Origin of the sequence: Mycobacterium sp. NPDC050551, assembly GCF_040674075.1 — a bacterium.
Classification (GTDB): Bacteria; Actinomycetota; Actinomycetes; order Mycobacteriales; family Mycobacteriaceae; genus Mycobacterium.
On the sequence record NZ_JBFARC010000001.1, the window covers coordinates 347,369 to 373,730 of the forward strand.

Annotated in this window: 25 protein-coding genes and 1 other RNA gene; 10 read left to right on the forward strand and 16 right to left on the reverse strand. The window is 67.2% G+C overall.

Going from position 1 to position 26,362, the window contains the following annotated elements; translation table 11 throughout:
- Positions 1-62: 62 nt before the first annotated feature.
- Both AB0K11_RS01690 and AB0K11_RS01695 read right to left on the reverse strand, forming a co-directional pair.
- The gene (locus tag AB0K11_RS01690; protein WP_364971666.1) at positions 63-950 is read right to left on the reverse strand and encodes an SDR family NAD(P)-dependent oxidoreductase; all 888 of its coding nucleotides are present in this window, start codon (positions 948-950) and stop codon (positions 63-65) included.
- Positions 928-2,769, reverse strand: coding sequence for an NAD(P)/FAD-dependent oxidoreductase (locus AB0K11_RS01695; protein WP_364973620.1), 1,842 nt, complete (start codon positions 2,767-2,769; stop codon positions 928-930). Before AB0K11_RS01695 ends, AB0K11_RS01690 begins: the two co-directional genes overlap by 23 nt.
- Positions 2,770-2,986: 217 nt before the next feature.
- Between AB0K11_RS01695 and AB0K11_RS01700 the strand changes: the two genes are divergently transcribed.
- From AB0K11_RS01700 to AB0K11_RS01725, 6 genes are all read left to right on the forward strand, one after another.
- Positions 2,987-4,573: an acyl-CoA synthetase gene (locus tag AB0K11_RS01700; RefSeq protein ID WP_364971667.1), complete on the forward strand. Its 1,587-nt coding sequence runs from the start codon at positions 2,987-2,989 to the stop codon at positions 4,571-4,573.
- Between the two features lie 73 nt (positions 4,574-4,646).
- A complete protein-coding gene (locus AB0K11_RS01705) occupies positions 4,647-5,126 on the forward strand; it encodes a nuclear transport factor 2 family protein (protein ID WP_364971669.1) in 480 nt (159 codons plus the stop codon).
- Positions 5,127-5,131: 5 nt separating this feature from the next.
- On the forward strand, positions 5,132-5,992 hold the full coding sequence (locus tag AB0K11_RS01710) for an SDR family NAD(P)-dependent oxidoreductase (RefSeq protein ID WP_364971671.1): 861 nt from the start codon (positions 5,132-5,134) through the stop codon (positions 5,990-5,992).
- 4 nt (positions 5,993-5,996) lie between these two features.
- Positions 5,997-6,941 carry an alpha/beta hydrolase gene (locus AB0K11_RS01715; RefSeq protein WP_364971673.1) on the forward strand — a complete coding sequence of 315 codons (945 nt, stop codon included), beginning with the start codon at positions 5,997-5,999 and terminating at the stop codon, positions 6,939-6,941.
- Positions 6,942-7,055: 114 nt separating this feature from the next.
- Positions 7,056-8,132, forward strand: a complete 1,077-nt coding sequence (locus AB0K11_RS01720) for a hypothetical protein (RefSeq protein ID WP_364971675.1) — start codon at positions 7,056-7,058, stop codon at positions 8,130-8,132.
- A 3-nt stretch (positions 8,133-8,135) separates the two neighbouring features.
- On the forward strand, positions 8,136-8,918 hold the full coding sequence (locus AB0K11_RS01725) for an SDR family oxidoreductase (RefSeq protein ID WP_364971676.1): 783 nt from the start codon (positions 8,136-8,138) through the stop codon (positions 8,916-8,918).
- A gap of 3 nt (positions 8,919-8,921) precedes the next feature.
- Here the strand turns inward: AB0K11_RS01725 and AB0K11_RS01730 are convergent, their stop codons facing one another.
- From AB0K11_RS01730 to AB0K11_RS01740, 3 genes are read right to left on the reverse strand one after another with little or no spacing between them, the layout of a single operon-like run.
- Positions 8,922-9,734 carry an SDR family NAD(P)-dependent oxidoreductase gene (locus tag AB0K11_RS01730; RefSeq protein ID WP_364971678.1) on the reverse strand — a complete coding sequence of 271 codons (813 nt, stop codon included), beginning with the start codon at positions 9,732-9,734 and terminating at the stop codon, positions 8,922-8,924.
- Positions 9,735-9,743: 9 nt separating this feature from the next.
- On the reverse strand, positions 9,744-10,031 hold the full coding sequence (locus AB0K11_RS01735; RefSeq protein ID WP_364971680.1) for a ferredoxin: 288 nt from the start codon (positions 10,029-10,031) through the stop codon (positions 9,744-9,746).
- Positions 10,028-11,167, reverse strand: a complete 1,140-nt coding sequence (locus tag AB0K11_RS01740; RefSeq protein WP_364971682.1) for a Rieske 2Fe-2S domain-containing protein — start codon at positions 11,165-11,167, stop codon at positions 10,028-10,030. Before AB0K11_RS01740 ends, AB0K11_RS01735 begins: the two co-directional genes overlap by 4 nt.
- Before the next feature lie 99 nt (positions 11,168-11,266).
- On the opposite strand from AB0K11_RS01740, the gene AB0K11_RS01745 reads away from it, so the two are divergent.
- Positions 11,267-12,979 (forward strand): 3-ketosteroid-delta-1-dehydrogenase, encoded by a 1,713-nt coding sequence (locus tag AB0K11_RS01745; protein ID WP_364971683.1) that lies wholly within the window; start codon positions 11,267-11,269, stop codon positions 12,977-12,979.
- A 42-nt stretch (positions 12,980-13,021) separates the two neighbouring features.
- On the opposite strand, the gene AB0K11_RS01750 is transcribed toward AB0K11_RS01745, so the two are convergent.
- Positions 13,022-13,690 carry a PadR family transcriptional regulator gene (locus AB0K11_RS01750; RefSeq protein ID WP_364971684.1) on the reverse strand — a complete coding sequence of 223 codons (669 nt, stop codon included), beginning with the start codon at positions 13,688-13,690 and terminating at the stop codon, positions 13,022-13,024.
- 235 nt (positions 13,691-13,925) lie between these two features.
- On the opposite strand from AB0K11_RS01750, the gene AB0K11_RS01755 reads away from it, so the two are divergent.
- The 3 genes from AB0K11_RS01755 (at position 13,926) to AB0K11_RS01765 (ending at position 16,594) form a co-directional block, all read left to right on the forward strand.
- On the forward strand, positions 13,926-15,479 hold the full coding sequence (locus AB0K11_RS01755) for an FAD-binding protein (RefSeq protein WP_364971685.1): 1,554 nt from the start codon (positions 13,926-13,928) through the stop codon (positions 15,477-15,479).
- On the forward strand, positions 15,476-16,069 hold the full coding sequence (locus tag AB0K11_RS01760) for a PaaI family thioesterase (protein WP_364971686.1): 594 nt from the start codon (positions 15,476-15,478) through the stop codon (positions 16,067-16,069). Before AB0K11_RS01755 ends, AB0K11_RS01760 begins: the two co-directional genes overlap by 4 nt.
- 261 nt (positions 16,070-16,330) lie before the next feature.
- The gene (locus AB0K11_RS01765) at positions 16,331-16,594 is read left to right on the forward strand and encodes a hypothetical protein (protein WP_364971687.1); all 264 of its coding nucleotides are present in this window, start codon (positions 16,331-16,333) and stop codon (positions 16,592-16,594) included.
- A gap of 100 nt (positions 16,595-16,694) precedes the next feature.
- On the opposite strand, the gene AB0K11_RS01770 is transcribed toward AB0K11_RS01765, so the two are convergent.
- From AB0K11_RS01770 to prfB, 10 genes are all read right to left on the reverse strand, one after another.
- Entirely contained in the window at positions 16,695-17,633 is a 939-nt protein-coding gene (locus AB0K11_RS01770) for a cutinase family protein (RefSeq protein WP_364971689.1), read from the reverse strand.
- Between the two features lie 148 nt (positions 17,634-17,781).
- Positions 17,782-18,150, reverse strand: a transfer-messenger RNA (tmRNA) gene (gene ssrA, locus AB0K11_RS01775).
- A gap of 128 nt (positions 18,151-18,278) precedes the next feature.
- Entirely contained in the window at positions 18,279-20,606 is a 2,328-nt protein-coding gene (locus tag AB0K11_RS01780) for an EAL domain-containing protein (RefSeq protein ID WP_364971691.1), read from the reverse strand.
- A 91-nt stretch (positions 20,607-20,697) separates the two neighbouring features.
- Complete coding sequence (locus AB0K11_RS01785) at positions 20,698-21,555, reverse strand: EamA family transporter (protein ID WP_364973623.1); 858 nt, start codon at positions 21,553-21,555, stop codon at positions 20,698-20,700.
- The gene (gene smpB, locus AB0K11_RS01790) at positions 21,552-22,046 is read right to left on the reverse strand and encodes an SsrA-binding protein SmpB (RefSeq protein ID WP_364971692.1); all 495 of its coding nucleotides are present in this window, start codon (positions 22,044-22,046) and stop codon (positions 21,552-21,554) included. The genes AB0K11_RS01785 and smpB overlap by 4 nt, the downstream gene beginning before the upstream one ends.
- A gap of 2 nt (positions 22,047-22,048) precedes the next feature.
- Entirely contained in the window at positions 22,049-22,945 is an 897-nt protein-coding gene (ftsX, locus tag AB0K11_RS01795) for a permease-like cell division protein FtsX (RefSeq protein WP_364971694.1), read from the reverse strand.
- A complete protein-coding gene (gene ftsE, locus AB0K11_RS01800; RefSeq protein WP_264012268.1) occupies positions 22,946-23,635 on the reverse strand; it encodes a cell division ATP-binding protein FtsE in 690 nt (229 codons plus the stop codon).
- A 40-nt stretch (positions 23,636-23,675) separates the two neighbouring features.
- Positions 23,676-24,194 carry a hypothetical protein gene (locus AB0K11_RS01805; RefSeq protein WP_364971696.1) on the reverse strand — a complete coding sequence of 173 codons (519 nt, stop codon included), beginning with the start codon at positions 24,192-24,194 and terminating at the stop codon, positions 23,676-23,678.
- The gene (locus AB0K11_RS01810; RefSeq protein WP_364971698.1) at positions 24,191-25,165 is read right to left on the reverse strand and encodes a mechanosensitive ion channel family protein; all 975 of its coding nucleotides are present in this window, start codon (positions 25,163-25,165) and stop codon (positions 24,191-24,193) included. The genes AB0K11_RS01805 and AB0K11_RS01810 overlap by 4 nt, the downstream gene beginning before the upstream one ends.
- Positions 25,155-26,270, reverse strand: coding sequence for a peptide chain release factor 2 (gene prfB, locus AB0K11_RS01815; RefSeq protein ID WP_364971700.1), 1,116 nt, complete (start codon positions 26,268-26,270; stop codon positions 25,155-25,157). Before prfB ends, AB0K11_RS01810 begins: the two co-directional genes overlap by 11 nt.
- Between the last annotated feature and the right edge of the window lie 92 nt (positions 26,271-26,362).

The following is a 26,362-nucleotide window of genomic DNA, read 5'->3' on the forward strand; positions in this document are numbered from 1 at the left end:
GACGACTGGCCTCGTCCGGTTTCCGGCGCGCCGGTGGTCAGCTATGTGCGGCGCCTTCGCAATCAGACTCCGGCCGGGAGGATGTTCGGATTGGCCGTCGCCGGTGGCTGCAGCGGCGGCAGGAGGCCCGCCCCATCGAGCGTATGCACCGGCAAGTTCTGTGACCACGGGTAGTGCAGGCTGAACGCGACCAGTCCGGTCCGTTCGGCGGCAGGCAGGTGGCTCATGGCCAACACCGTTTCGGCGAGGTACTCGACGGGCTCGGTCGGGAAGGTGTCGGGGATCAGGTCCGAGGCGCCCGGCGTGCGCACCGCGGTCGACGGGCCGACGCAGTTGACGGCGATGTTGTCGTCGACCAACTCGGCCGCCAGGCCCTGGGCGAAGCGGTGCAGTGCCGCTTTCAGCGAGGCGTACACCACGTCTCCGGAACTCTTGTTGTAGTCGCGGAACGGGCGCACGGGCGCCATGCCGGTGACCGAGCCGATGTTGACGATCCACCCGCCACCGCGGCTGCGCATGTGCGGAATCGCCTGCTGTGACAACACGAACGGGGTGCGCAGGTAGTGCTCGACGGTGCGGTCGAAGGTGTCCATCGCCATGTTCTCGATCACCGAGTAGTCGGCATAGCCGGCGTTGTTGACCAGGATGTCGAGTCGGCCGGTGTGTTCGATGACGTTCGGTATCAGTGCTTCTCGTTGCACGGCGTCTTCGAGGTCGGCCGCCAAGCCGATGGCCGTGCCACCTGCCGCCTCGATGAGTGCAATCGTCTCGCCGATCGTCCCCGGCAGCGCCGTCGCCCCTCCCGCGCGCACCGAGGGCGACGGCGTGTGGGACCGCGCAGTCACCACCACGCTGGCGCCCTCGGCGGCCAGACGCTGGGCGATCGCCCGTCCGATCCCCCGGCTGCTTCCGGTGACCAGTGCGGTCTTACCCCGCAGCAGATCCGCCACCGGGTGCTCCTTGTCGGCCGTCCAATACGAAATGCTCCTCGATCGGCGCCCGGTGCTGATGCCAGACGTCGACCAGACGCCACGGGGTGGCCACCACCACCCGTCCCGAGCCCGACCGGTAGTAGGTGTGCGCATTGGGAGTGTGGCACCACACTGTGCGCGACATGGCGTCGTCGATCTGCGCCACGTAGTCGTCGTAGGCCTGCTGCGTCACTTCCATCGTCGTCACGCCGCGCGAGGCCATCAATTGCAGGCACTCCACGATGTAGTGCGCGAGCACCTCCATCGAGAAGTTGGCGCCGGCACCATGGCCCGGGCTGTAGTTGGGCGCCGAGGTGATGAACAGGTTCGGGAAGCCAGGCACGGTGCCGCCGCGGTACGCACGGGGGCTGTCGCCCCACTCTTCACGCAGTGTGCGCCCGTCGCGTCCCCGGATGTCCACCGTCGACAGGAAGTCGAGGTGATAGCCCGTGGCGTAGATGATCACATCGAGGTCGATCTGTCGACCGTCCTGCGTGACGATTCCTTCTGCGTTTACCGCTGCGGGCTCACTGGCCTCCACGTCGACGTGATCGCGGGTCAGCGCGGCGTAGTAGCCGCCGGGATCGCGGATGATGCGCTTGCCGTACGGTGCGAAATCCGGCGTGACCTTCCTCGCCAGTTCTGTTCCCTCGCCGAACATCCGGTCGATGTACTCCGTGCACATCTGCAACAGCACGTCGTTCGCCGGAGAGATCGACAGATGCTCGGCGGCCCACTCCGGGTCTCGCAGGATCACGGGATAATTGTTGTCCGCGGTACCCCAGTACGACTTCAGCCGATGCCAATTGGCGTAGTACGGCAAGTGTCGTCCGAGAAAGCGGCGGAAGTCCGGGACGTCGTCGGAAAGCCGTTTGCGCGGTGCCACCCAGTGCGGCTGCCGTTGGAACACTGTCAGATGGTCGACCTGATCGACACAGGCATCGACGATCTGCACCGCTGTGCAACCGGCGCCGATGATCGCCACCCGCTTGCCGGTCAGGTCCAAGGTCGAATCCCACCGCGCGGAGTGCACGCTGACACCGGCGAAGCTCTCGCGGCCGGGAAGGTCCGGCCAGCGAGGACGATTCAGGTAGCCCGCGGCGGTGATCACCACCCGGGCGTGACTCACCTCGCGGTGACCCTCGCGAGTCACCGAGTGGATCTGCCACTGCCGGCGGTCCTCGTCCCACCACAGCGCCTCGACTTCGGTACCGAACCGCGTGTGCTCACGAAGCCCGTACCTATCGGCGAGTGACACGAGATAGGCCTGGTATTCCGCGCCTTGCGGGTAGTAGTTCGACCAATCCGGGTTGACCTCGCGTGACAACGAGTAGTACACCGACGGGGTGTCCACCCCGATGCCCGGATAGGTCGTCGTCAACCAGGTACCGCCGACCTCGTGGTTGCGGTCGTAGATCTCGTAGGTCACGCCCGCATCCGCGGCGGCCAGTGCATTCACGATGCCGGCGATACCGGCGCCGATGATCGCGACCGTCGTGGTGGCTGGAATCGGCACATCACGCGGGAGTGCAGGTTGCGACAGCTGAAAGCCGCCCTGCTCGAGCAGAAGTGGGACGAACTCGTCGTCGACGTCGGAACCGAGGGCGAGCGGGAGCAGGCGGCTGAAGAGCACCTCATCGACGGGCACCGGTGCCGCTTGAGCTTCGAGGGCGCTCACCAGTGCCGCCACGATCGCCTCCATGGTGTCGGAGTCGGTGACACCCCTCTTCTCCGGAGGGTCGGGTTCGTGCGAGATCATCGGCGCGAATCGGTCGAGCACCGACGCGTCATCGGTCATCTGTGCCAGCACCGCCACCAGTACGCCCGGATCCGCCTGCCGCAGGTGGGTCCTCAGCGCCTCGAGGTCGACCTGGGATGCGTCGTGCGTCGTCGGGGTTGCGGCGTCAATCGTCACGTCATCGAGTATCGAACCGCTGACCGGTGACGGCACCGGCTGTGCCTACTGAGCGGGACAGCGATCGGTGAGCAGGGGTGGTTCGTGTTTGGCTGCCCTCATGCAAGGCGACCCCGACACCGACAGCCTGGTCGCACGGGCTCGCAGCCACGCACTCGGTGACATCCCGCGGCGGTCGGCCCGCCGGCAACCCGACAAGACCGCGATCATCGACGGCGAGGTCATACTGACGTTCGCAGAGTTCGATCGGCTTGTCGACCGCACCGCAGCAGCGCTGCGCGACAACGGCTTCGATGTCGGTGACCGGATTGCGCTGCTGTCCCACAACTGCTGGCAGTACGCCGTGCTGACGTTCGCAACCGCGCGGGCAGGCGTGGTGCTGGTGCCGGTGAACTTCATGCTCACCGCCGAGGAGATCGCCTATCTGCTCGGCCACAGCCGGGTCACCGGCTTCATCGTCGAAGCCGAGCTGACGCCCACCGCCGAGGAAGCCATGCTTCGCGGCGGCGCGGTCACCACCACGGTGTCGCTGACCCCCGACGGGGCCACCCCGCCGCCCGGATGGCAGGACTTCGCCACGTGGCTCGACACCGACAGCCCGTCCCCGCGCCCACATATCGACGACGAGCAGGTGCTGCGCCTGATGTACACCAGCGGCACCGAATCGCGACCCAAGGCGGTGATGCACACCAGCCGCAGCTTGATGTGGCAGTACGTCAGCACGATTCTGGCCGGAGGCATGTCCGGTGGCGACGTCGAGATCCACTCCCTGCCGCTGTACCACTGCGCGCAGTTGGACAACTTCCTGGCGACCGACATCTACCTGGGAGCCACCAGCATCATCCTTGCACTCCCTGATCCCGAGACGGTTCTGCGCACCATCGAGCGGTACCGGGTGACGAACTACTTCGCGCCGCCGACGGTGTGGATCAGCCTGCTGCGCTGTCCGGTCTTCGATCAGGTCGACCTGTCCAGTCTGCGCAAAGGCTACTACGGTGCGTCGGCGATGCCGACGGAGATCCTCGCCGAGATGCGGGAACGCCTTCCCGAATTGCGGCTTTGGAACTTCTACGGACAGACCGAGATGGCGCCGCTGGCCTCGGCGCTCGGCCCCGACGAGCAGGACGCGCACGCCGGCTCCGCCGGGCGCCCGGTGCTCAACGTGGAGACCACCATCCTCGACACCGCTGACTCGCCGGTGCCCACCGGCGTCATCGGCGAGATCGCCCACCGCAGCCCCCATCTCATGCTCGGCTATCTCGACGACCCGGCCAAGACTGCGGAAGCGTTCCGTGCCGGCTGGTTCCACTCCGGCGATCTCGGCTACTACGACGAGCACGGGCTGCTCCACGTCGTCGACCGCAAGAAGGACATGATCAAGACGGGCGGGGAGAATGTGGCCAGTCGTGAGGTCGAGGAAGTCCTCTATCGCCACAACGGGATACAAGAAGTCGCGGTCTTCGGGTTGGCTCACCCGGTATGGGTGGAAGCCGTTGTCGCCGCGGTGGTGCTGCGCGAGGGAGCCGACATCACCGAGGACGACGTGATCGCGCACTGCCGAGCGCACCTGGCCGGGTTCAAGGCTCCCAAGCAGGTGTTCTTCGTCGAGGCACTGCCGAAGAACCCCAGCGGCAAGCTGCTCAAGCGCGATCTGCGCCAGCGGTTCAGCCTCGAGCACAGTCACTGAGAGGGGCCGATGGTGTTCCGCTCACCGGTCACGCCTCTGTTTCCGAATCCTCGAAGGGGCTTGACTGACCGGCATGAGCAACGACATCACCCTGGCTGAACTCCAGGACTTCGTCTCCGGCTATTGGTACGCCTACGACGAAGCGCTGTACGACGACATGGCGGCGGCGAAAGCCGAGGACATCCGCTTCATCACCCGCAGCGACTCCGGCGCCAGCCCGTTCGAGGAGCTGATGTCGCCCGAGCTGCACGGCCGCGACGCGGTGATGGAGTGGCTCACCGACCATCGCCGCCAGAGTCCCTACCCGCTGCGCCACCACGCCACCAACATCCACCGCACGGGCACCCACGACGGCACCGTCCGTGCCCGCTTCTACATCTTCGTCAACCAGGTCACGAATTTCGTGCCGTTCGCGGTGTCCAGCGGCGTCGCCAACGTCGCGGTGCGCCGCGGCGCGCGCGGGCTCGAGTTCACCGAGATGGAAATGGTCCTCGACACCACGAATTCGGTGCTGCTATCGGAGATGTCCGCCGACGCCAGTGCGGGCGCCTGAGCGGCGTGGACGCCCGCGAGACCTTCTCCGGCGGTGTCGCCGTCATCACCGGCGCCGGTGCCGGCATCGGCGCCGGGCTCGCCCGTCACGCTGCCGAGCTCGGCATGACGGTGATGCTGGCCGACATCGACGGCGACGCCATCGCCGCGCTGCGCGACGAACTGACCGCACAGGGCGTTCGTGCGATCGATGCGGTCTGTGACGTGACTGATTTCGATGCGGTGCAGGAACTCGCCGCCCGGACCTACCGCGACGCCGGGCCGGTCCGTCTACTCATCAACAACGCCGGTGTCGAACAGTTCGGCTTCCTGTGGGACATTCCGGTCGCCAATTGGCAGCGGCTGGTCGACATCAACATCTCAGGCGTATTCAACGGCATACGTGCGTTCCTGCCGCACATGATCGCGGCCGGATCGCCGGCGTGGGTATGGAACCTGTCCTCGATCGGCGGTGTCGCGGTGGTGCCGCTTCAGGCGCCCTACATCATGAGCAAGCACGCGGTGCTGGCCCTCACCGAATGCCTCAAGTTGGAGACACAACTGGCGGGGCATGACCACATCCACGTGCAGGCGGTGTTGCCGGGTGCGGTGGTGTCGAACATCTTCGAGTCCGCGGGCGGCGTCTCCGACGGGGACATCGAGGCTGCTGAAGCGCAACGCAGCGCCATGCTCGACATCAAAGCCGAGGCGATGGATCCGGTCGCGGCGGCCGAGGTGATCTTCGAGCAATCCGCCGAGGGGCGCTTTTATCTGCTCACCCAGCCCGAGTACGTCGGGTCGGCGATGGCCGAGCGTGCCGACGTACTCCGTTCGCAGCGCGCACCAGCACTGAAGACCAAGCAGCGCTTCGATTCCGCGAAGCACTGACGGGATGTCCGGGTACGCCTTGGACCCCGATGCCGCCGCGCGCGTCGAGGCGTTCGGGGTGATTCCTCCGATGCGGCAGCGTGGCCTGGCCGAGGTCCGCCGATCCGTCGAGGCGGCGCCGTTGCCCGAACTCATGCCGGAGATGGCCGACGTTCATGATCTCCTGGCGCCCGGACAGGCCGGACCGATTCCGCTGCGGATCTACCGGCCGACCCAGCAGCATCGGGCTCCCGTGCTCGTTTACTTTCACGGCGGCGGCATGGTGCTCGGCTCCAACAACTCCTTCGAACCTCTCGCTCGGGCCTTGGCCGCGGCCAGTGGGGCGACGGTGGTGTCCGTGGGCTACCGCCTCGCACCCGAGGCGCGACCGCCCGCCCAGTTCGACGACGCCTACGCCGCCACCGCGTGGGTCAACACCCATGCCGATGCGCTCGACGTGGACGCGCGCCGCCTCGCTGTCGTAGGAGACAGCGCCGGCGGGTCGCTGGCCGCGGCTGTCGCGCTGGCCGCCAGGGACCGTGGCGAACCCCCGATCTGCGCTCAGGTGCTGCTCTATCCGGGTCTCGATCGCGACATGACGTGTTCGTCCATCGTGAGCATGCCCGACGCACCGATGCTCAGCCGCGACGACATCGACTACATGCACGAACTGGCGGACCGTGGCGTGATCACGCCGCCTGGCCCTTACCGGTTCCCGGCACTGGCAACCGATCTCGCGGAACTTCCGCCGGCAATCGTGGTGACCGCGGCCTGCGATCCGATTCGTGATTGGGGGGAGCGCTATGCAATGAGGCTGCGAGATGCAGGTGTGCAAACCACCCTGACCCGTTATCCAGGCGTCTACCACGGGTTCCTGATGCGTTCGGACGCCACCGCCAGAGGCCGGCTCGCGATCGCCGAGACCGGAGCTTTGATTCGCGCCAAGTTTGCTCACCCCCTGTCGGTCTGAGCCGGTGTTCGCCTCCCGATCACCGGACAGGTGGGCTCGCCGGAAGCCGTTACCGCCCCAGTATTGACGTTACGACGGTGCTGCCGAGCGCCTGATGGAACTGGAGGAGACCCGATGCTGACTGATGATCGGCGCATGGAGCTGTCGGACGTGCTGCGCCCGGCCTCGCCGCCGCGGGAGATCGACGAGGTCTACACCGACGACCAGCGGGAGCGTCTGCTCGACGTGGTGCGCACCCAGGGACCGTGGAAACTGATCATCGCCCAGCACTTCGCGTCGGCCGACGAACTGATGGCCACTATGAGCGGCGCGTTCCCGGAAGGATTCGAACCGTCACTCGACCTCTTCCTCACGCCGACCTTCCGTGGCTACCTCGCCAACTACGGTGCGGTGCTCTACCCCGAACTGCACGATTGCTTCTACAACGAGACCTTCCTGAACCAGGCCAAGAGCTACTGGAACGCCCAATACGCCAAGCCCGAGCTGATGCTGTTCAACATCAACGGCCCATGCGCCAACCGCGACCCCGGCCACCTGGACTCCCCCAGCTTTCGCGGTGTGCGCCACGAGAACGCACCGACGTGGCTCTGCAGTGTGATGGGCAAGTCCGGCCTGTTCCAGGACTATCTGATCAAGATGGCCCAGGTGATCACCTGGTTCTCACTCGATGAGCGCAGCGGCTTCACCTATTGGCCCGACGGTCCACTCAAGGCCCCGCAGCGTCTGCTGCCGCCGGTCTTCAACCGTGGCGTCGTCGTGCAGAACGAGATGATGGTGCACCGCGGCGAAGCCAACGGCCCATTGGCGCAGCAGGTCCCGGCCGGTCTCCGGTTCGATACCGTCTTCACCGGCGACTCGGGAGATCGGGACCAGTGGCTGTTGAAGAACGGCGATGACGTGATCGCCCGCCATCACACCGACGAACTCCGCTTCCTGGTGCACTGGTCGGCCGAGGTGTTCTCCGACTTCGACGAGCTCAAGAAGAACATGGACCACTCCGACGACCTGACCATCGAGCAGGCCATCGGCATGATGGTCGACGACCTCAGCCGCAAGGGCATCAAACTGGACGTGCCTGGTGAGCCGCTGCACGACCCGCAGTTCATCGGTGCGCTGAACGCCGCCTACGACCTCGGTGGACCGGCGATCTATCCCGACGAGGCGCCGCTGTCGGCGTTCCAGATGGCCTGACCGATGGATCGTTTCATCGATCGCCGAGTCATCGTCACCGGTGCGGGATCGGGCATCGGTCAGGCGACCGTCGGTCGTCTGCTCGACGAGGGTGCAACCGTCGTCGCCTTCGACATCTCGGAAGACGGTTTGGCGCAGACAGTGTCGGCCGCCGCAGACGCCGGCACCGACAAACGGCTGAACACTGCGGTTCTCGACATCTCGGACGAGCAGTCAGTGACCTCCTCGGTCGGCTTCGCGATCGATGATCTGGGCGGACTGGACGTCCTCGTCAACGCGGCGGCGATCCAACGGTGCGCCAACACCCACGAGCACACGCTCGACGACTGGAACGCCACCTTGGCGGTGAATCTGACCGGCACTTTCCTGATGACCCGCCAGGCACTACCGGCGCTGTGTGAATCCGGCCGAGGCGTGGTCGTGAACTTCACGTCCACCTCGGCATCTTTCGCTCACCCGTACATGGCGGCCTACGCGGCCAGCAAGGGCGGGATCCTGGCATTCACGCACGGCCTCGCACTCGAATACGCGAAGCAGGGACTGCGCGCGGTCAACATCCAGCCCGGTGGCGTGTCCACGGCGCTGGCGCTGAGCACCCTGGACAAGATGCCCGAGGGCTACGACCTCGGCCTGTGGGCCAAGCAGACACCGATCCTGCCGCAGGACGACGGCGGCATCCTGGGCGAGCCCGCCAAGGTCGCCTCCGTCATCGCGATGGTGGCCTCTGAAGACGGAGCGTTCATCACCGGCACCGAGATCCGCATCGACGGCGGCGCCCACGCTTGATCGTCAGCGCACGATCACCTCGCTCGGGGTCCGGGGCGCTCCCAGCACCTCTCGGTGTGACGGCGGAGTTCGTCCTTCCTCGTCCGTGACTCCATAGCGCTGCGCCAGCTCGGCACTGATCAGGGTGTGGCCGCTGAGCGCCGCCCGGTCCGGATCGCGGAAGTGGGCATCGATGACATAGCCGGTGAACTCCGGCGTCTCGGCGTGCTGCGCGAATGCGTCCAGCGCATCCCCGTCTTCGCCGAAGGCTCGCCGCATCTTCTCGGTGAGCAGGATCCCCATCCAGAGGGAAATGACATCGACCGGAGTACCGCGGAAGTCGACCGCCATGTCGGCCGCCATCTTGTCGATGCCGGCTTTCTGCGCGCCGTACGCCGGGCCGTGCATGTAGCAGACGGACCCCGGGGATGACGTGAACACGACGAGCCCCGAACTGCTGCGCAACAGAAGCGGGGCCGCATGCCAGGACGCGACGTACGCCGATCGCAACCCGACATCGAGGATGTCGGCCAAATCGATCGGTTTCTCCCAGAACGGGTTCGGTCCGGTCAATTCATCGTGCACTGCGGCAGCATTGTTGACCAGCAGGTCCAGCCGACCGCTCTCGCGTTCGACCCGGGCGAACAGCTGGGCGACCGCGGCGTCGTCACGGTGGTCCAACGGCACCGCGACCGCTCCATCGCCGGTCGCGACCACGGTTCGGCCGGTCGCGTACACCCGCCACCCGCAGTTCGACAGGGCCCGCGCGATGCCGCGTCCGGCGCCGCGGCTGGCGCCCGTCACCACCGCGACGGGTGCGTCAGAAGAGTGAGTCACACTGCGAGGTTAAGGTGCGACCGGCGCCTCGTCGACGATCTGCAACCGGCCCCCGCGCACCGCGTCCACGATCGATTCGGTCAGCTCGGAGCAAGAGAGAAACACTGGGGGGCGGCCGTGTGCAGCCAGTTCCTCGGCGGCACGGCGCTGCGGACATGTACGCACCGCCGCGGCGTTCCACTGCACACTCGTCTGCTCCCAGGTGCTCTTGCGCGCCAGCACGTCCGCCCCGCAGGCCCGGCAGGTCACCGGAACCATCGGCGCGTCGTCCAGGCGGTTGTCCGGCCGTATGCTCATCCCGCGCTCGACGCCGAGACTCTCGCCGCCAGGTTCTCCTCGACGACCTTCATCCACTCCTCCCGAGGGCGGGTGGTGTCGATCTCGTACTCGAATCGGTCGACCATGTCCGGGGTGACATCAGCGGCGTCGACATAGAACTGTTCGTACCAACGGCGCAGCTGGTAGACCGGACCGTCCTCTTCGCACAGCAGAGGGTTGTCGATGCGCGCCTTGTTCCGCCAGATCTCGACGTCCTGCTCGAAACCCATCTTGACGAAGTCGCCCAGCGCGACGGCCGTCTGCACGGCCAGATCATCGGGTAGTGCATCAGATTTCCTGACGATGATGCCGTATTGCAGGACAAAGGATTCCGCGTCGACGGGGTAGTGGCAGTTGATCAGCACCGTGTGGTGGTCGGCCTGCTCGTAGTGGTAGGTCAGGTCGTCGATCATGAAAGACGGGCCGTGGTAGGAGGCGACCGAGGTGGTGCCCAGCATCTTCGGCCCCTCGGTGGGCTGCATGTCGGGCCGGCCGGCGCTGTTCATGTACTGCGTCGCCACATGGCCCTCGAAGATGTTCTTGAAGTGGGTGGGCAGGGACCCGTGGATGTAGAAGAAATGCGCCATGTCGACCACGTTGTCGATGACTTCCCGGCAGTTGGTGCTGACCACCGTTGTGTACCAGTGCCAGTCGGTCCACTCGTCGCTCGTGGCGCCCTCGATCCGCGGGATCGTCACGCCCTCCGGCGGAGGTTTGCGCTCCGGGTCGTTCCAGACGAACAACATCCCGTCCTGCTCGAGGGTCGTCCACGTCGCCGTGCGAGCCAGTCGGGGGGCCCGCTTGCTGTACGGGACCTTCTTGCATCGACCGTCACCGCCCCAACGCCAGTCGTGGAACGGGCAGGCGATCTCGTCGCCCTTGACCTCGCCCTGGCTCAGGTCCCCACCCATATGCCGGCAGTACCCGTCCAGGACGTTGATCTTGCCGTCGCCGCCACGGAACACCACCAACTTGTTGCCGAAGGCGTTGACCGAATGAGGTTGCCCATCACCGAAATCTTTCGTCAGACCGAGGCAGTGCCATCCGCGGGCGAAGCGTGTCGGCGCCGCATCGGCTTCGATGTGCCGCACCTCGACATCGGGCTGTAGCGTCATGGGACTGTTCTACCGCCGTTGGAGGCAGCGAGAAACCTGCTGTTCCGCTCATCAGGACAGGCAATGCCGTCCTCCGCCCGAGCCACCTAACGTCGGTTCGTGACCACTGCGCCGCACAGCACCATCCCGACGGGCCTGCCCGTCAACGACAGCATCATCGACTTGTTGGTGGTTGGGTCGGGCACCGGTATGGCTGCGGCCCTGGCCGCAAGGGATCACGGGCTGTCGGTGCTGATCGTCGAGAAGTCCGGATACGTCGGCGGGTCGACGGCACGTTCCGGTGGAGCCCTCTGGCTGCCCGCCAGCCAGGTGATCAGCGGCGACGGGGGCGGCGACACCCAGCAGCGGGCGCGGACCTATCTCGACGCCGCGGTGAACGGCACCGCGCCCTCGTCGCGTTCCACCGCATTCCTCGCACACGTCGACTCGACCATCGACCTGCTGCGCCGCACCACACCGATGCGCTTCTTCTGGGCGAAGGAGTACTCCGACTACCACCCCGAGCTTCCGGGCGGCAGCGCGGCGGGTCGAACCTGTGAGTGCCGACCGCTGGACACCGCGGTGCTCGGCCGGCATCGCTCGCGACTGCGTCCCGGCGTCATGGAGGTCAAGATCCCCATGCCGACCACCGGTGCGGACTACCGCTGGCTGAACTTGATGTCACGGGTGCCCCGCAAGGGTGTACCGGTGGTGCTCAAGCGGCTCGGCCAGGGCCTCGGCGGCCTGCTGTTGGGCCGGCGGTACGCCGCCGGCGGTCAGGCGCTGGCGGCGGGACTGTTCGCCGGGGTCTTGCGGGCCGGTATCCCGGTTTGGACCGAGACGTCGCTGCAACGCCTCACCATTGACGACGACGGCCGAGTGACGGGTGCGGTGGTCGACCATTGCGGGCGGGAATTCAGCGTGACCGCGCGACGCGGCGTCGTGCTGGCGGCCGGCGGATTCGACCACCGCATGGACATGCGCTGGAAGTTCCAGTCCGAGTCGCTGGGTGAACATGCCAGCCTGGGCGCGGAGACCAACACCGGCGATGCGATCCGTGTCGCTCAAGATGTCGGCGCCGCAATCGATCTGATGGACCAGTCATGGTGGTTCCCCGCCGTGGCGGCCCTGCCCGACGCCGATCCGAAGGTGATGCTGGCAGAGCGGTCACTCCCCGGATCACTCATCGTCGACCACACCGGCAGCCGGTTCGTCAACGAGGCCACCGACTACATGTCCTTCGGACAGTGTGTGCTCGATCGCGAGCGCGCCGGCAATCCCGTCGACTCCATGTGGATCGTGTTCGACCAGCAGTACCGCAACAATTATGTCTTCGCGGCGGAACTGTTTCCTCGCATGGCGCTTCCGCAAGCGTGGTACGACGCGGGCATCGCGCACCGCGCGGACGATCTCGGCGAACTCGGCCGCAGGATGGGGGTGCCGCCCGCCGACTTCCTCACCACCATCGCTCGTTTCAACGAGATGGCTCGCGCCGGACAGGATTCGGACTTCGGGCGCGGTCGCAGCGCCTATGACCGCTACTACGGCGATCTCACGGTGACGCCCAATCCGAATCTGCGGGCGCTCGACCGCGGGCCGTTCTACGCGGTGAAGATGGTGCTCAGCGACCTCGGCACCTGTGGCGGCCTACGCGCCGACGAGCGCGCAAGGGTGCTGCGGGAGGACGGCACCGCGATCCCTGGTCTCTATGCGATCGGCAACACGGCCGCCAACGCGTTCGGGACGACCTACCCGGGCGCAGGTGCGACGATTGCACAAGGACTGGTGTACGGATACATCGCCGCCCGAGACGCCGCACAACACGCGACGTAGAGCGGCCGATGCGTCAGAGACGCATCGACGTGAACGGGCGGACTACTCCGGCTCTTCGGCCTGCACTCTGCGCTCGATCTCGTACCAGTAGTCGCGCAGCAAGGGCGGCGTCCCCTTGTCGCTAGCGGGTTGCGCCTTCGCGAAGGCTTCCTCGGCCTCGTCGAGGTCCTTGATCACTTTGAGCGCCAGTTCCCGCTCGGCGGCGTAATAGCGCTCGGCCCACTGCAGCGCCACACGTCCGTACGCCCAGGCGGGTTCCACCTCGGCCCACTTCGCCTCGACGGCGGCTTCGCGCTGCATCCGATCGGCGAACGCCACGTGCTCCTGCATGATCTCTTTGAGTCGGGCCGGATTGGTCAGGTGCCCGAACATCACTCTCAGCAGAGGATTGTGCTTGAGCTGCGGCGGGTCGACAGGCGCTTTCTCGGCCCATTCCCGCAACGCGGCCGACCCCGCTTCGGTGATCTTGTAGAGCCGCTTGCTACGTGCACCGCCGTCGTTCTCGACCCGCGAGGTGAGCAGATCCTGCTCTTCGAGCTTCTTGAGTTCGGTGTAGATCTGGCTGTAGGCCGGGCTACCGTAGAAGAACCGCAAGCTCCACTCGGTCCACTTCTTGATGTCGTACCCCGACAGCTCGTCCTCATACGACAGCACCCCGAGCAGGGCCCAGCCTGTCGCGGTCACCTTCGGCCTGTCGGCACTCGAGGGCATTTGTCCAGGCTAACAACTCCCGGTCGCAGCGGTCGTCGCGTCATCCGCTGATCGGGAGCGCCACTTGCCAGTGCGTTGTGGGCCGCCGACAGTTGAGGTACTCCAGACCCGGCCAGGATGGTGATGACGATCAGCGAGACCACTCAGACGAGCGTCGAGGACTGCTCTCCCGATCCCGCGGTGATGCGGCGGGTGTTGGGCCACTTCGCGGGACGCGTGGAGGCGGGCTCCGGCGATGCCTGACGACGCCTTCGATGACGAGGTGGATGTCGTCGTCGTGGGGTCGGGCGGCGGGGTCGCGGGCGCATACACCGCGGCGCGCGAAGGCCTGTCGGTCGCCCTGGTCGAGGCGACTGATCAATTCGGCGGCACCACCGCGTATTCCGGCGGTGGGGGCATGTGGTTCCCGGGCAATCCGGTGATCCAGCGAGCAGGCGTCGACGACAGCCCGCAGCAGGCGCTCGAGTACTTCCACGCGGTGGTCGGCGATCGAACCCCGTACGAACTGCAGCAGACCTATGTGGTGGGCGGGTCGAGGCTCATCGAATACCTGGAGCGCGACGAACATTTCGCGTTCGCCGAACTACCGTGGCCGGACTACTACGGATCGGTGCCGGGCGCGCGCGCCGACGGGCGGCGGCACATCGTGCCGGTACCGGTGTCGGCGTCGGCACTCGGAACTCTGGCCGAGGTCATCCGTGGTCCGCTCGACACCGAACGTCTGGGCCATCCGGCACCGCCGATGCTCACCGGGGGGCGGGCGCTCATCGGCCGGTTCCTGTGGGCACTCAGCCGGTTTCGGCACGCACGAACGTATCTGAATTCGCCCCTCATCGAGTTGATCACCACGGGCGACGGCGCCGTGACCGGGGCCGTCGTGGACCGCGGTGGCGAAGAAGTCAGGATCGGCGCGCGGCGGGGAGTGCTGCTGGCGGCCGGCGGCTTCGAACAGAACCCTCGGTTGCGCCGGTACTGGGGTGTGCCGGGACGCGCCGAGGACAGCATGGGGTGTCCCGGCAACACCGGCGCCGCACATCAGGCGGCGATCCGCGTAGGAGCCGACACCGACCTGATGGATCAGGCCTGGTGGTCGCCGGGATTGACCCATCCCGACGGCCGCTCCGCCTTCGCCCTCTGGTTCACCGGCGGCATCTTCGTCGACCGGACCGGTGAGCGATTCGTCAACGAGTCCGCTCCCTATGACCGGCTCGGTCGTTCGGTGCTGGCTCAGATGGATGCTCGGGGCACGGCGTTGCCGTTCTGGATGATCTACGACGACCGTGAGGGCGAGACGCCGCCGGTGAAGGCGACCAACGTCTCGATGGTGGATCCCGCGCACTATCGGTCGGCTGGTTTGTGGCACACAGCCGAGAACCTCGGCGACCTCGCGGCCCTGATCGACGTGCCGGCCGAAGCGCTGTGCGCCACCGTCGCCCGTTACAACGCCCTGGTCGCCGGTGGGCGCGACACCGACTTCGGGCGCGGCGACGAGCCCTACGATCGAGCCTTCTCAGGCGGTGAGCTGCCCCTGGTTCCGATCGAGAAGCCGCCCTTCCACGCCGCGGTCTTCGGGCTGTCCGACCTCGGCACCAAGGGCGGTCTGCGGACCGACGTCGACGCACGGGTGCTCGACACGTCCGGTGCGCCGATCCCCGGGCTCTACGCGGCAGGCAACACCATGGCGGCGGTCAGCGGCACCACCTATCCGGGCGGCGGCAATCCGATCGGCGCGTCGCTGTTGTTCAGCCACCTCGCCGCTCTCGACATGGTCCGCCGGGCATCGCGGTGACAATCAACGGCCAACTCGGCGAACACGACCCGCTGACGGAGTCGGTACGGGCGCTGATCGACAGGGTCATCCGCACCAGGGCCGACACGGCCACGCAAGAGGCCGCCCGAGCGCATGTGGCTGCCGCTCTGGGTCTGCTCGAGGAACGGATGATGCCGGCTTCGTTCGGCGTGCACGCACTCGCAACCCACGGACCCACGACAGCGGGCAATGTGGTGATCGGCGAACGCAATGCCATCGCTCCCCCGCTCATCGTCGAGCGCGACGCCACCGGCCAGGTCAGTGCCGACGTCGACCTGGGTGCCGCGTATGAGGGGCCGGTCGGCCATGTGCACGGCGGTGTCTGCTCATTGCTCCTCGACCACGTCCTCGGCGCCACCGCCCACCGGCGGGGACGTCCCGCCTACACCGGCACGTTGCAACTGCGTTACCTTCGCCCGACTCCGCTGGGTCGGCTCCGGGTGGAGGCGTGGGTCGAGCACGAGCAGGGACGCAAGACCTATGCGCGGGGCCGCATCCTGTGCGAGGGCGACGCCACGGTCGACGCGCAGGGCATTTTCATCCGGCCCCGAGACGTCGACGCCGGTTGATGAAGAGCAGCGGCGTTGTGAGCGGCTTCGGGGTGTTCTCGACTCGCCGTCGTCTGGTTGACCACCAGCAGCACCTTCGCCACCCACACAACAAAAAGGGTCAGGACTTCTGTCCTGGCCCGCTTCCCTTACCTCGAAGCAAGCCTGACCTATCCAATTGACTGAAAATTGTGGCTCCCAAAGGGATATCAGGCGACACTGCAGCCTTCATACGATCTCCAGCAACCGGCTCACCTTGAGGGCCGAGACTAGGAGAAAACCATGACCTCCACGATCGTGACTCGAATCGGATTCGGCTTTGCCGCAGCCGCTTTCATGACGGGCATCGCGCTCGGGGCAAGCCCCCTCGCCAGCGCACTTCCCGAGGGCACCATCAAGTCTGAATGCAAGTCCGCGGGAGGCACGTACGGGACGGGCGTCGGACCCGACGGCAACAGGTACTCGGATTGCAGCTACACAGACATCCGTGGCGGGCTGCACGTCGACCATTACAAGAACGGTAAGTACACGGGCACGTCCGAGTAGGGCGGAATCGCGATCAGTCGAACTTCACCGACCGGGCCAATACTCCTACGGAGGGAAGCTCTCCATAGGAGAAGCCCCATCCATGCGAGGTCGAGGAACGTCAGGGCAATCCGGCCGCGACCGAGGGGTCGTACCCCGGCCCGGACGAGGTGTAGCCGGGCAACTGCTGGTACGCCGGCGCCTGCGGGCCATACGCCGGGGTCTGCGCGTAGTACCCCGGCGGCATGTGATCAGTGCCTTGCGGCGGAGACGCATAAACCGGCGCCGGCGAGGCATAGGAAGGCAGGGGTCCATAACCCGTCGGCGGCCCGAAGCCGGATGTTGATGGGGCCATCCCAGCCAGCAATTTGGACGCAGCGAAACTCGCGGCCTGCGCGGTGTACGCGGGGACGTAGCCGTCGGTGTGCCCGCTCCATGCGTTGCCCGGGCCTGCGTGACAGATCGGATCGGCTGGATGGCAGAAGTCGATCGCCTTGCCGGTGAACATTGCGGACTCGGAAGGCAGCTTGGTGCCCGCGCGGTGGGCGACGTTCCCGAAGGTGGCGATCGCCACGATGTTGTCCGCCATCGAAGACGGGAGTGCCTCGCCCCACGCGATCCCGACGATGGGATTACCTGCGACGATGTTGACGACGTTCGCGCCCTGCGAATAGCCACCCAACACGATCTTGGTGTCGGGGCACGAGGCCACCACGGACTTGATGTGCTTGATCACGTCCTTGGCGCCGTCGCCGCTGCCCAGCTGCAGCTTGCCCGCGTCATAGTTCACCGCGTAGGTCGCGATGTTCATGCCAACGGCCTGCTCCCGCAGTGAGTCGACGAAGGCATCGCCGACGACGCCGATTCCGTCGGGCTCGTCGGTGCCCCTGGCAAACACGACTTCGGCGTCGGCGCAGTCGGCGGCGGACGCAAGCGGTGCGGCGCTCGGACTCCACGCCTGAACGGCGGCGATGACCAGCGCAACCGCGCCACGCCCGGCCCAGCGGCCCACCAATCGCGCATTCGTCGCCCGCGAGCTACGCCCGCAACGAGGTGGCATACATGGAATCTACCCTTAGCCAGGAGATACGCAGCATTCGTGCGGGATCGAGGGTTTTCAGCGAATGTGAACGCGGACCATCGCGGTGAACAAACGGCGAGAACATTGACACAAAACCAGGCCAGGGCTTCCGCCCTGGCCTGGTTCCTGGTGGAGCTGCCGGGAATCGAACCCGGGTCCTACGGCACTTCCTCGAGGCTTCTCCGTGCGCAGTTCGCTATGCCTCTACTCGGATCTCCTGATCACGCGAACAAGTCAGGATGACGATCCCAGTCGCTGTTTGATGTCCCCACGGGTTCCGCGACCGAACCCGTGGGTGGGTCCCTCTAGCTGATGCCAGGGTCCGGGCCGAGGGCGCTCCCGGTCTGACAGACACACCGTCGCTTAGGCAGCGAGGGCGTAGTCGCGCTGATTGGTATCGGCGCTTAATTGGTTGCAACGACGCTTACGGTGGTCAATTGCCTGCACCGGCACGCTTCCCTTGATTCGATGCGCGAAGTCGAAACCGTTCAGCCCCTCGCACACCCGCCGAACATCGGCAGGAAAATCAATGGTACGCCCACATCAACGAGCGTTTCCACTCGATTGTTCCGTGTCGCGACGCGCACCCTCGGCAGGCCGCGAGCGTGCGCAGACGCCGACGATCTACGGCGTGTCGGCCGACAGACCCGCACGCTCGCGGGATGTGGTGGAGGAGTCGAGCTCGGCGGCGATCTCGTCGATCAGCATCGCCCGGCCGAACAGATGGCCCTGCGCCATCCGGCAGCCCGCCCGGAACACGACGTCGGACTGTCCCTGCGACTCGATGCCCTCGGCGATCACCTGCAGACCGAGCGCGTCGGCCAGGCCGACCACCGAGCGGTACACCGCCAGGTTGCCGTCGTGCTCGGCGCCGACGGCGAGGCTGCGGTCGAGTTTTAGGATCTGCACGGGCAGCGCGTGCAGGTAGGTCAGCGAGTTGAACCCCGCGCCGAAGTCGTCGAGGGCCACCCGGACGCCGCTCGCGGTCAACCGCCTGATCGCGGCGGCGCCTGCGGCGAGGTCGACGATCGGAACCGTCTCGGTGATCTCCAGCACCAGGCGGCCGGGTGCCACGCCATGACGGCCGAGCGTGCGGTTCACCTGCTGCTCGAACGCCCGGTTGCCCAGCCGCGCCGCGCCGATGTTGACGTGGATGTCGAGGTCCAGTCCGGCGACCTGGACCTGCCGGCAGGCCAGATCGAGCACCAGGGTGTCGAGAGCGGCGCCCAACCCCGCGCCCTCGGCCGCCGCGACGAACGTCTCCGGGGGGATCTGCATGCCGTTCGGCGCCGCCCATCGGGCGAGTGCCTCGACGGCGACGACTCTGCCGTACGGCAGATCCACCACCGGTTGGTAGGCGAGGCTGAACCCCTTCGGCGAGTCGCCGTTCGCCCGCCGCAGCGCGGTCGGGAAGTCGACGGACACCCCCGATGACGGTTGGTAGACCACGGCGGTGTCCTTGCCGAGCCGCTTACCCGCATACATCGAGATGTCCGCCTGCCGGAGCAGGTCGTCCGAGGTCGGACGCGGTTGCTCGGATCCCGGCCGAACCAGCCCCATGCTGGCGCGCACCCGCACCGACGAACCGTGCACGGCGAACGGATCACGCAGCGCCACCCGAAGCCGGTCCGCGACCACCTCCGGCGCCTCGTGTTCGTCGTCGATCAGGATCGCGAACTCGTCTCCGCCGATGCGGGCCAGCGTGTCCGTGTCGCCGACGCACCCCTTGAGGCGTTCGCCGACGGCCCGGAGCAGCTCGTCGCCCGCGGCGTGGCCGAACCGGTCGTTGACCTCCTTGAAGTCGTCGAGGTCGACGAAGATCAGCACGAATCCGCCGTCGGTCAACGCCGCGTCGAGCCGCTGCGCGAACAGCACCCGGTTGGGCAGTCCCGTCAGCGGGTCGTGGTGCACCTGATGGGCGAGCCGGCGCTGCGCCTCGTACAGGCGACGGGTCAGCTGCCGCTGCGCACGCATCGTCGCCACCTGTCGTGCGGTGACCAGCAGGACGATCACAACTCCGAGACACACCACCGCCGTGCTGAGGTTGCGCCCGATCAGCACGTGGTAGGCCGCAAGCACGACGATGCCGAGGAAGCCGAGGTAGGGCACGACCGCCCGCACCCAGTCCATCGCATCCTGGGCGCGGTCGCTCGACGGTTGCGGCTGCAGATCGAGGACGGCGAACAAGATCGTCAGCGGCCCGAGGATGCCACCGATGCCGCCCCACAGATCCCAGTTGTCCGCACCGACGGAGCGGAAATACGCCACCAGTCTGTCCGACGCGGCGATCATCACGACCCCGCCCGCGAGTAGGAGATAGTTTGCGCGGTAGGGACGGTTGCGCTGGAAGGCCATCGCCATCAGGACGGCCAGCACGACCACCACCAGCTCCAGCGCCGAGTACGCGAGCACGATGGCGGCGTTCTGCGACCGGGGCGCCGCGGCGCCGGTCAATGCGCCGCTGCCGGCGATCACGACGAGGAACGCGAAGGACACGGCCGCGACCAGCCCGTCCAGCGCCGCGATGAGCGGCGGATTACCCGCCCGTCCATCCTTGGCGGTGCGCAGCCCGCCGGCGCGGGCCAGCATGATCATCGCTGCCAGGGACAGCACGGGCGGCAGGAAGTAGGCGACCACCGCGGCCGTCGGCGCGGCCTCACCGCGCTCGTCTGCGCCACTGAACTGCCAGATCAGCTCGCCGACGAGCCAGCTGACCATGGCGCCGATGACCAGCAACCGCCACCAGCGCGCGACGCCGTCGACCCGGCGAGCGACCACCACCGCACACACCATCGCGCTCGCGCCAACCGCCGATTGGAGGGCGACTCCGACCCAGCGGGCGGCCTGGTCTCCGTAGGGAGCGGGCGCGTTCACCGACGCCAGCGCCAGGACGCCGGCGAACAGAACGAGGCGAAGATGGTGGGCCCTGACCGCGACCGCCCCCTCCCTCACGCAGGCCACGTAAACCTATGCCGCCATGATGGCCTACCTGGCGCGGCGCCGTTCGACAACGCAGCTACCTGATGATCCGCGGAAGGATTTCTCAGCCGCCGGCGATCATCGCCACCGCGGCGAGCGCCGCCACCATGCCCAACACCTGCCACCGGGTGACCCGTTCCCGCAGCACCACGATGGCCAGCACCATCGTCGCGGCCGGGTACAGCGACATCAACACCCCGGCCAGCGACAGCAGCGAGGCCTGCAGCGCCAGCAGCATCGCCACGTTGGCACCGGTGTCGAGCACACCCGCCAGCAACGCCAGCCGCAGCGGAGTGCCGGTCGGAGCCCGCAGGTTGCCGCTCACCACCGCGATCACCAGCACCAGCACCGTCGCCGTGACCCTGGCGAACACCAGCGGCCACAGGCCCGCTTCTGCAGGCGCCTGATCGATCAGCACGAAATTCAGGCCGAATGCGATGCCGGAGCCGAGCGTCAGCCAGGCGACCTTCGGGGTGAACGGCAGCGCCGCCGCGTCGGGCGAGGCCGACTGCCGGCTCACCAGCACCACGGCCACCAGCGCGAGGCCGACACCCGCGGTCGCGACGGGGCTGGGCCGCTCCCCCAGCGCCAGGCCGACACCGACCGGAACCCCCGCGACCACCACCGCCGTCAGCGGTGAGACCACCGAGATCGGGCCCGAACCGAGCGCGGCATAGAACCACCACACGCCGAACGCCTGCGACACCCCGCAGAGCGCGCCCCAGATCACCGCGCCACGGGAGATGTCACCGCCCACGACGAACGCGAGCCCCGCCAGCAGGACCATTGCGACGGGGTACGAAATGAGCACCACCCGCAGCGCGGCGACGCGGCGCGAGGCGATGCCCCCGACGAAATCACTGACCCCGTAGGCGAGACCCGATGCCAGCGCGAAAGACGGACCCTCGAGCGGCCCGCTCAGGTCATGCCCTTGGCGCGCCGGCCCAATTCGCGCACGACCTCACGGGCGGCGTCGCGCTTGGCGATGTCCTGCCGCTTGTCGTGGGCCTGCTTGCCGCGTGCCAGCGCCAGCTCGACCTTCACCTTGCCGTCGGTGAAATACAGCGACAGCGGCACCAGCGTGAGGTTGCCGTCGCGGATCTTGCCGATCAACGTGTCGATCTGGCTGCGGTGCAACAGCAGCTTGCGGTTGCGCCGCGGCGTGTGGTTGGTCCAGCTGCCGTGGTGATATTCCGGGATGTGCAGGTTGCGCAGCCAGATCTCGCCGTCGTCGACGGTGGCGAACGCATCGGCCAGCGACGCGGTGCCGTCGCGCAGGCTCTTGACCTCGGTGCCCATCAGGGCGACCCCGGCCTCATAGGTCTCCAGGATCGAATAGTTGTGCCGCGCACGCCGATTCGTGGCGACCACCTTGTTGTTGGATTTCTCGGCCTGCTGAGCCTTCTTGGCCATCGCTACCTCCGCACGTACAGGCGCAGCGTGACGTAGGCGGTGATCCCCGACATGGTCAGACCGAGACCCAGCATCCACGGCGCGCAGTAGTAGACGACGTCCTTGAAGTCGACCTTGGCGATGAGGTTCGCTTGGTAGAACTGGTCGAGCGCGTCCTCGAGGAACAGCGCGCGCACCAGGATGAGCCCGACGATGGCGAGGACCACGCCGATGAACGCGGCGAGCATGGCCTCCACGAGGAAGGGCAGCTGCGTGTACCAGCGGGTGGCGCCGACCAGTCGCATGATGCCGATCTCGGTGCGCCGCGTGTAGGCGGCGACCTGCACCATGTTCGCGATCAGCAGCACCGCGCCGACCGCCTGCACCAACGCGATCGCGAACGCAGCGTTGCTGATGCCGTCGAGGACGGCGAACAGCCGGTCGATCAGGTCCTTCTGGTTCAGCACGTTGAGCACGCCGGGCTGGCCCACCATCGACTCGTCGAAGCCCTGATGTTCCTCCGGGTTGGCGAGCTTGACGACGAACGACGCGGGGAAGGCGTCTCTGCCCGCGACCTCTTTGTACTGCGGGAACTTCTTGATCGCGTCGTCGTAGGCCTGATCGCGGTTGAGGAAGCGCACCGACGCGACGTCGCCGCGCTCCTCGATCTTCGCCCGCAGCGCCCGGCACGGGTCGGCGTCGCAGCTGGGATCGCCCGCCGACACCTCCGGTGTCAGGAACACCTGGCTCTCGACCCGGTCGAGGTAGATCTCCCGGGACTGGTCGGCGAGCCGGATCACCAGCAGGCCGCCGCCGAACAGGCCGATCGAGATCGCCGTGGTGAGGATCATCGCCACCGTCATGGTGACGTTGCGACGCAGGCCGGTGAGGACCTCGTTGATGAGGAAGCCGAAGCGCACTTAGCGGTCCATTCCGTAGACGCCGCGCTGTTCGTCGCGAATCAGGCGGCCGAGTTCGAGTTCGATGACGCGCTGGCGCATCGAGTCGACGATGTGGTGGTCGTGGGTGGCCATCAGCACCGTCGTGCCCGTGCGGTTGATCCGCTCGAGCAGGTCCATGATGTCCTTGCTGGTGTCCGGGTCCAGGTTTCCGGTGGGCTCGTCGGCGAGCAGCACCAGCGGCCGGTTGACGAACGCGCGGGCGATCGCCACCCTCTGCTGTTCGCCACCGGAGAGCTCGTTGGGGAGTCGATTCGCCTTGCCCGACAACCCGACCATCTCGAGCACATCGGGCACGACACGGTTGATGACGTCGCCGCGCTTGCCGATGACCTCGAGCGCGAACGCGACGTTCTCGAACACCGTCTTCTGCTGAAGCAGCCGGAAGTCCTGGAAGACGCAGCCGAGCACCTGACGCAACCCGGGGATGTGGCGGCCGGGCAGCTTGTTGACGTGGAACTTCGACACCCGGATGTCACCGGTCGACGGCGACTCCTCGGCGAGCAGCAGCCGCATGAATGTCGACTTGCCCGAACCCGACGGCCCGATCAGGAAGACGAACTCACCCTTGTCGATCTTGAGAGAGACATTGTCCAGAGCCGGACGGGCCGAAGACTTGTACTGCTTGCTCACGCGGTCGAGGGTGATCATCACGGCACGCCAGTGTAGCGGTGTGGCCGGCCCGGCCGGACTACCGCGGCGGCGCAGGCGTCGTCGGCGCCGGTCCCGGGCCCTCCAGCGGTGCGGTCGCCGTCGGCGTGGTGGGCGGGAACGACTGCACGGTCTGCGTCTGCGGGGGCAGCGGCCCGAGGCCGTCGGGGTCGATGACCGTGGTCTGCGGCGTCGTCGAGGTCGGCGTCGTGGTGGTGGCGCTCGGGTCGGTGGTGGTCGTCGCGGTGGGGGCGGTGGTCGTCGTGGTGGTGGTCGTGGTGGTGCGGCGCGTCGTGGTGGGCTCCTGCACCTGGGTGCGCGGCACCCAGGTGTACTCGGGATCGGGCACGAAACCCGGCGGCACCACCGCGGCGGGCGGCGGCGCCGGCTCCGGTTCGAACCTCTGCTGCACCCAGGACAGTGCGAAGAACGCGATGAGGAGCGCGGCGGTGGTGGTGCGCACCCGTCCGCCGAACAGGTATCCCGGCCAGCCCTGGCCGACCTTGCGCGCGGCTGCGCGGGGACGTAGCACCGCGCGGGAGAACTCGGTCAGCTTCATTTGTTCACCGGGCCCTGGTTCTCCTCGGCGCCGCCGGCCGTGGCGGGGTGCACGATCGCGCCGACGGTCGGGGTGGCGCCGCCGTCGCCCGGGGTGACGACGCCCGCGCGCCGCAACGCAGCGATAACCAGCACCCGCAGCCGCCTGCCGACCTCGAACTGCTTGCCCGGCAGGGTGCGGGCCACCATCCGCAGATTCACGGTGTCCAGCTCGATGCTCTCGACGCCCATCAGTTGCGGTGCGTCGAGGACCAGCTGACGCAGCGCGGGGTCCTCCATCGCCTTCTGGGCCACCTCGTGCAGCAGGTCGTTGACCTTGTTCAGGTCGGCTGACGCCGGCACCGGCACGTCGATCACCGCGCGGGCCCAGTCCTTGGACAGGTTCACCGATTTGACGATCTGGCCGTTGGGGATGGTGAGCATCTCGCCGTCCGACGAGCGCAGCTTGGTGACCCGCAGCGTCACGTCCTCGACGGTGCCCTCGGCGGGCAGCGCGATGCCGGCGACCGTCAGCGCGACGAGGTCACCGAATCCGTACTGCTTCTCGGTGATGATGAAGAAGCCGGCCAGCAGGTCCTGCACCAGGCGCTGGGCGCCGAAACCCAGCGCGGCGCCGAGCACCGCGGCGGGAGCGACCAGTGACCCGACCGGGATCGCGAGCGCGTCGGTGATCTCGACCGCGACCACCACGAACAGGATGGCGATGGACACCCAGGAGATCACCGAGGCGACGGCCTGGCGGTGTTTGGCGCTCTCCGAGCGCACCAGCTGGTCGCTCTCCTGATACTCGGCGTCGATGCGGCGGCTGATGCGCTGCGCGGCCCAGTTGATGAAGCGGGCGGCCAGCAGTCCGCCGATCAGCAGCAGCGCGATGCGGATGCCGCTGGTGAGGATCCATCTACCGATCTCGCCCTGCCAGAAGCCGGACCAGCGTTCTGACATCGAGAGTGCGAGTAGAGAGTTAATCGTCATCTTTCCTGTTGCGCCACCGGATTCCGGCTTCGAGGAACCCGTCGATGTCGCCGTCGAGCACGGTGGCCGGATTGCCCACCTCGAAGTCGGTGCGCAGATCCTTCACCATCTGGTACGGGTGCAGTACGTAGGACCGCATCTGGTTGCCCCACGAACTCCCGCCGTCGCCCTTCAACGCGTCCATCTCAGCACGTTCCTCGCGACGTTTGCGTTCCAGCAGTTTCGCCTGGAGCACGCGCATCGCCGAAATCTTGTTCTGCAGCTGCGATTTCTCGTTCTGGCAGGTGACGACGATACCGGTCGGGATGTGGGTGAGTCGAACGGCGGAGTCCGTCGTGTTGACCGACTGCCCGCCGGGACCGCTGGAGCGGTAGACGTCGACACGCACGTCGCCCTCGGGGATGTCGATGTGGTCGGTGGTCTCGGTGACGGGCAGCACCTCGACCTCGGCGAAGGACGTCTGACGGCGGCCCTGGTTGTCGAACGGGCTGATCCGCACCAGTCGGTGGGTGCCCTGTTCGACCGACAGCGTCCCGTAGGCGAACGGTGCGTGCACGGCGAACGTGGCGCTCTTGATGCCGGCCTCCTCGGCGTAGGACGTGTCGAACACCTCGACGCCGTAGGAGTGCTGTTCGGCCCAGCGGATGTACATCCGCATCAGCATCTCGGCCCAGTCGGCGGCGTCGACGCCGCCCGCACCGGACCTGATGGTCACCAGGGCCTCACGTTCGTCGTACTCGCCGGACAGCAGCGTGCGGACCTCCATCGCCTCGATGTCCTCGCGCAGCTTGACGCGCTCGGCATCGGCCTCGACCTCGGCCGCGGAACCGGTCGCGCCCGCTTCCTCGGCGGCCAGCTCGTAGAGCACCGGAAGGTCGTCGAGGCGCTGTCGCAGCTCCTCGACCCGGCGCAGTTCGTTCTGGGCGTGTGACAGCTCGCTGGTGACCTGCTGGGCATGGGTCTGGTCGTCCCAGAGCGTGGGGTCGGACGCCTCGTTCTCGAGCTTGTCGATCCGGGCACGCAGACCGTCGATGTCGAGCACCCGCTCCACGGTGGTGAGCGTGGTGTCGAGGGCAGCGAGGTCGGCTTGACGGTCGGGATCCACGAAAGTCGAGGGTACCGGTCAGCGGGCGGATTCCCGCCTGCCGCCCGCCGGGGGCCGTCCCACTGTCCGGCGCACCGGTTCTCCGCGACTTG

Coding starts and splice junctions, on each gene's coding strand:
- AB0K11_RS01725 (WP_364971676.1), top strand. CDS start 8,136: ATGGATCGTTTCATCGATCGCCGAGTCATCGTCACCGGTGCGGGATCG.
- AB0K11_RS01755 (WP_364971685.1), top strand. CDS start 13,926: ATGCCTGACGACGCCTTCGATGACGAGGTGGATGTCGTCGTCGTGGGG.
- AB0K11_RS01720 (WP_364971675.1), top strand. CDS start 7,056: ATGCTGACTGATGATCGGCGCATGGAGCTGTCGGACGTGCTGCGCCCG.
- AB0K11_RS01705 (WP_364971669.1), top strand. CDS start 4,647: ATGAGCAACGACATCACCCTGGCTGAACTCCAGGACTTCGTCTCCGGC.
- AB0K11_RS01805 (WP_364971696.1), bottom strand. CDS start 24,194: ATGAAGCTGACCGAGTTCTCCCGCGCGGTGCTACGTCCCCGCGCAGCC.
- AB0K11_RS01770 (WP_364971689.1), bottom strand. CDS start 17,633: ATGCCACCTCGTTGCGGGCGTAGCTCGCGGGCGACGAATGCGCGATTG.
- AB0K11_RS01750 (WP_364971684.1), bottom strand. CDS start 13,690: ATGCCCTCGAGTGCCGACAGGCCGAAGGTGACCGCGACAGGCTGGGCC.
- AB0K11_RS01715 (WP_364971673.1), top strand. CDS start 5,997: ATGTCCGGGTACGCCTTGGACCCCGATGCCGCCGCGCGCGTCGAGGCG.
- AB0K11_RS01695 (WP_364973620.1), bottom strand. CDS start 2,769: ATGACCGATGACGCGTCGGTGCTCGACCGATTCGCGCCGATGATCTCG.
- AB0K11_RS01765 (WP_364971687.1), top strand. CDS start 16,331: ATGACCTCCACGATCGTGACTCGAATCGGATTCGGCTTTGCCGCAGCC.
- smpB (WP_364971692.1), bottom strand. CDS start 22,046: ATGGCCAAGAAGGCTCAGCAGGCCGAGAAATCCAACAACAAGGTGGTC.
- AB0K11_RS01810 (WP_364971698.1), bottom strand. CDS start 25,165: ATGACGATTAACTCTCTACTCGCACTCTCGATGTCAGAACGCTGGTCC.
- ftsE (WP_264012268.1), bottom strand. CDS start 23,635: ATGATCACCCTCGACCGCGTGAGCAAGCAGTACAAGTCTTCGGCCCGT.
- AB0K11_RS01700 (WP_364971667.1), top strand. CDS start 2,987: ATGCAAGGCGACCCCGACACCGACAGCCTGGTCGCACGGGCTCGCAGC.
- AB0K11_RS01740 (WP_364971682.1), bottom strand. CDS start 11,167: ATGACGCTACAGCCCGATGTCGAGGTGCGGCACATCGAAGCCGATGCG.
- AB0K11_RS01735 (WP_364971680.1), bottom strand. CDS start 10,031: ATGAGCATACGGCCGGACAACCGCCTGGACGACGCGCCGATGGTTCCG.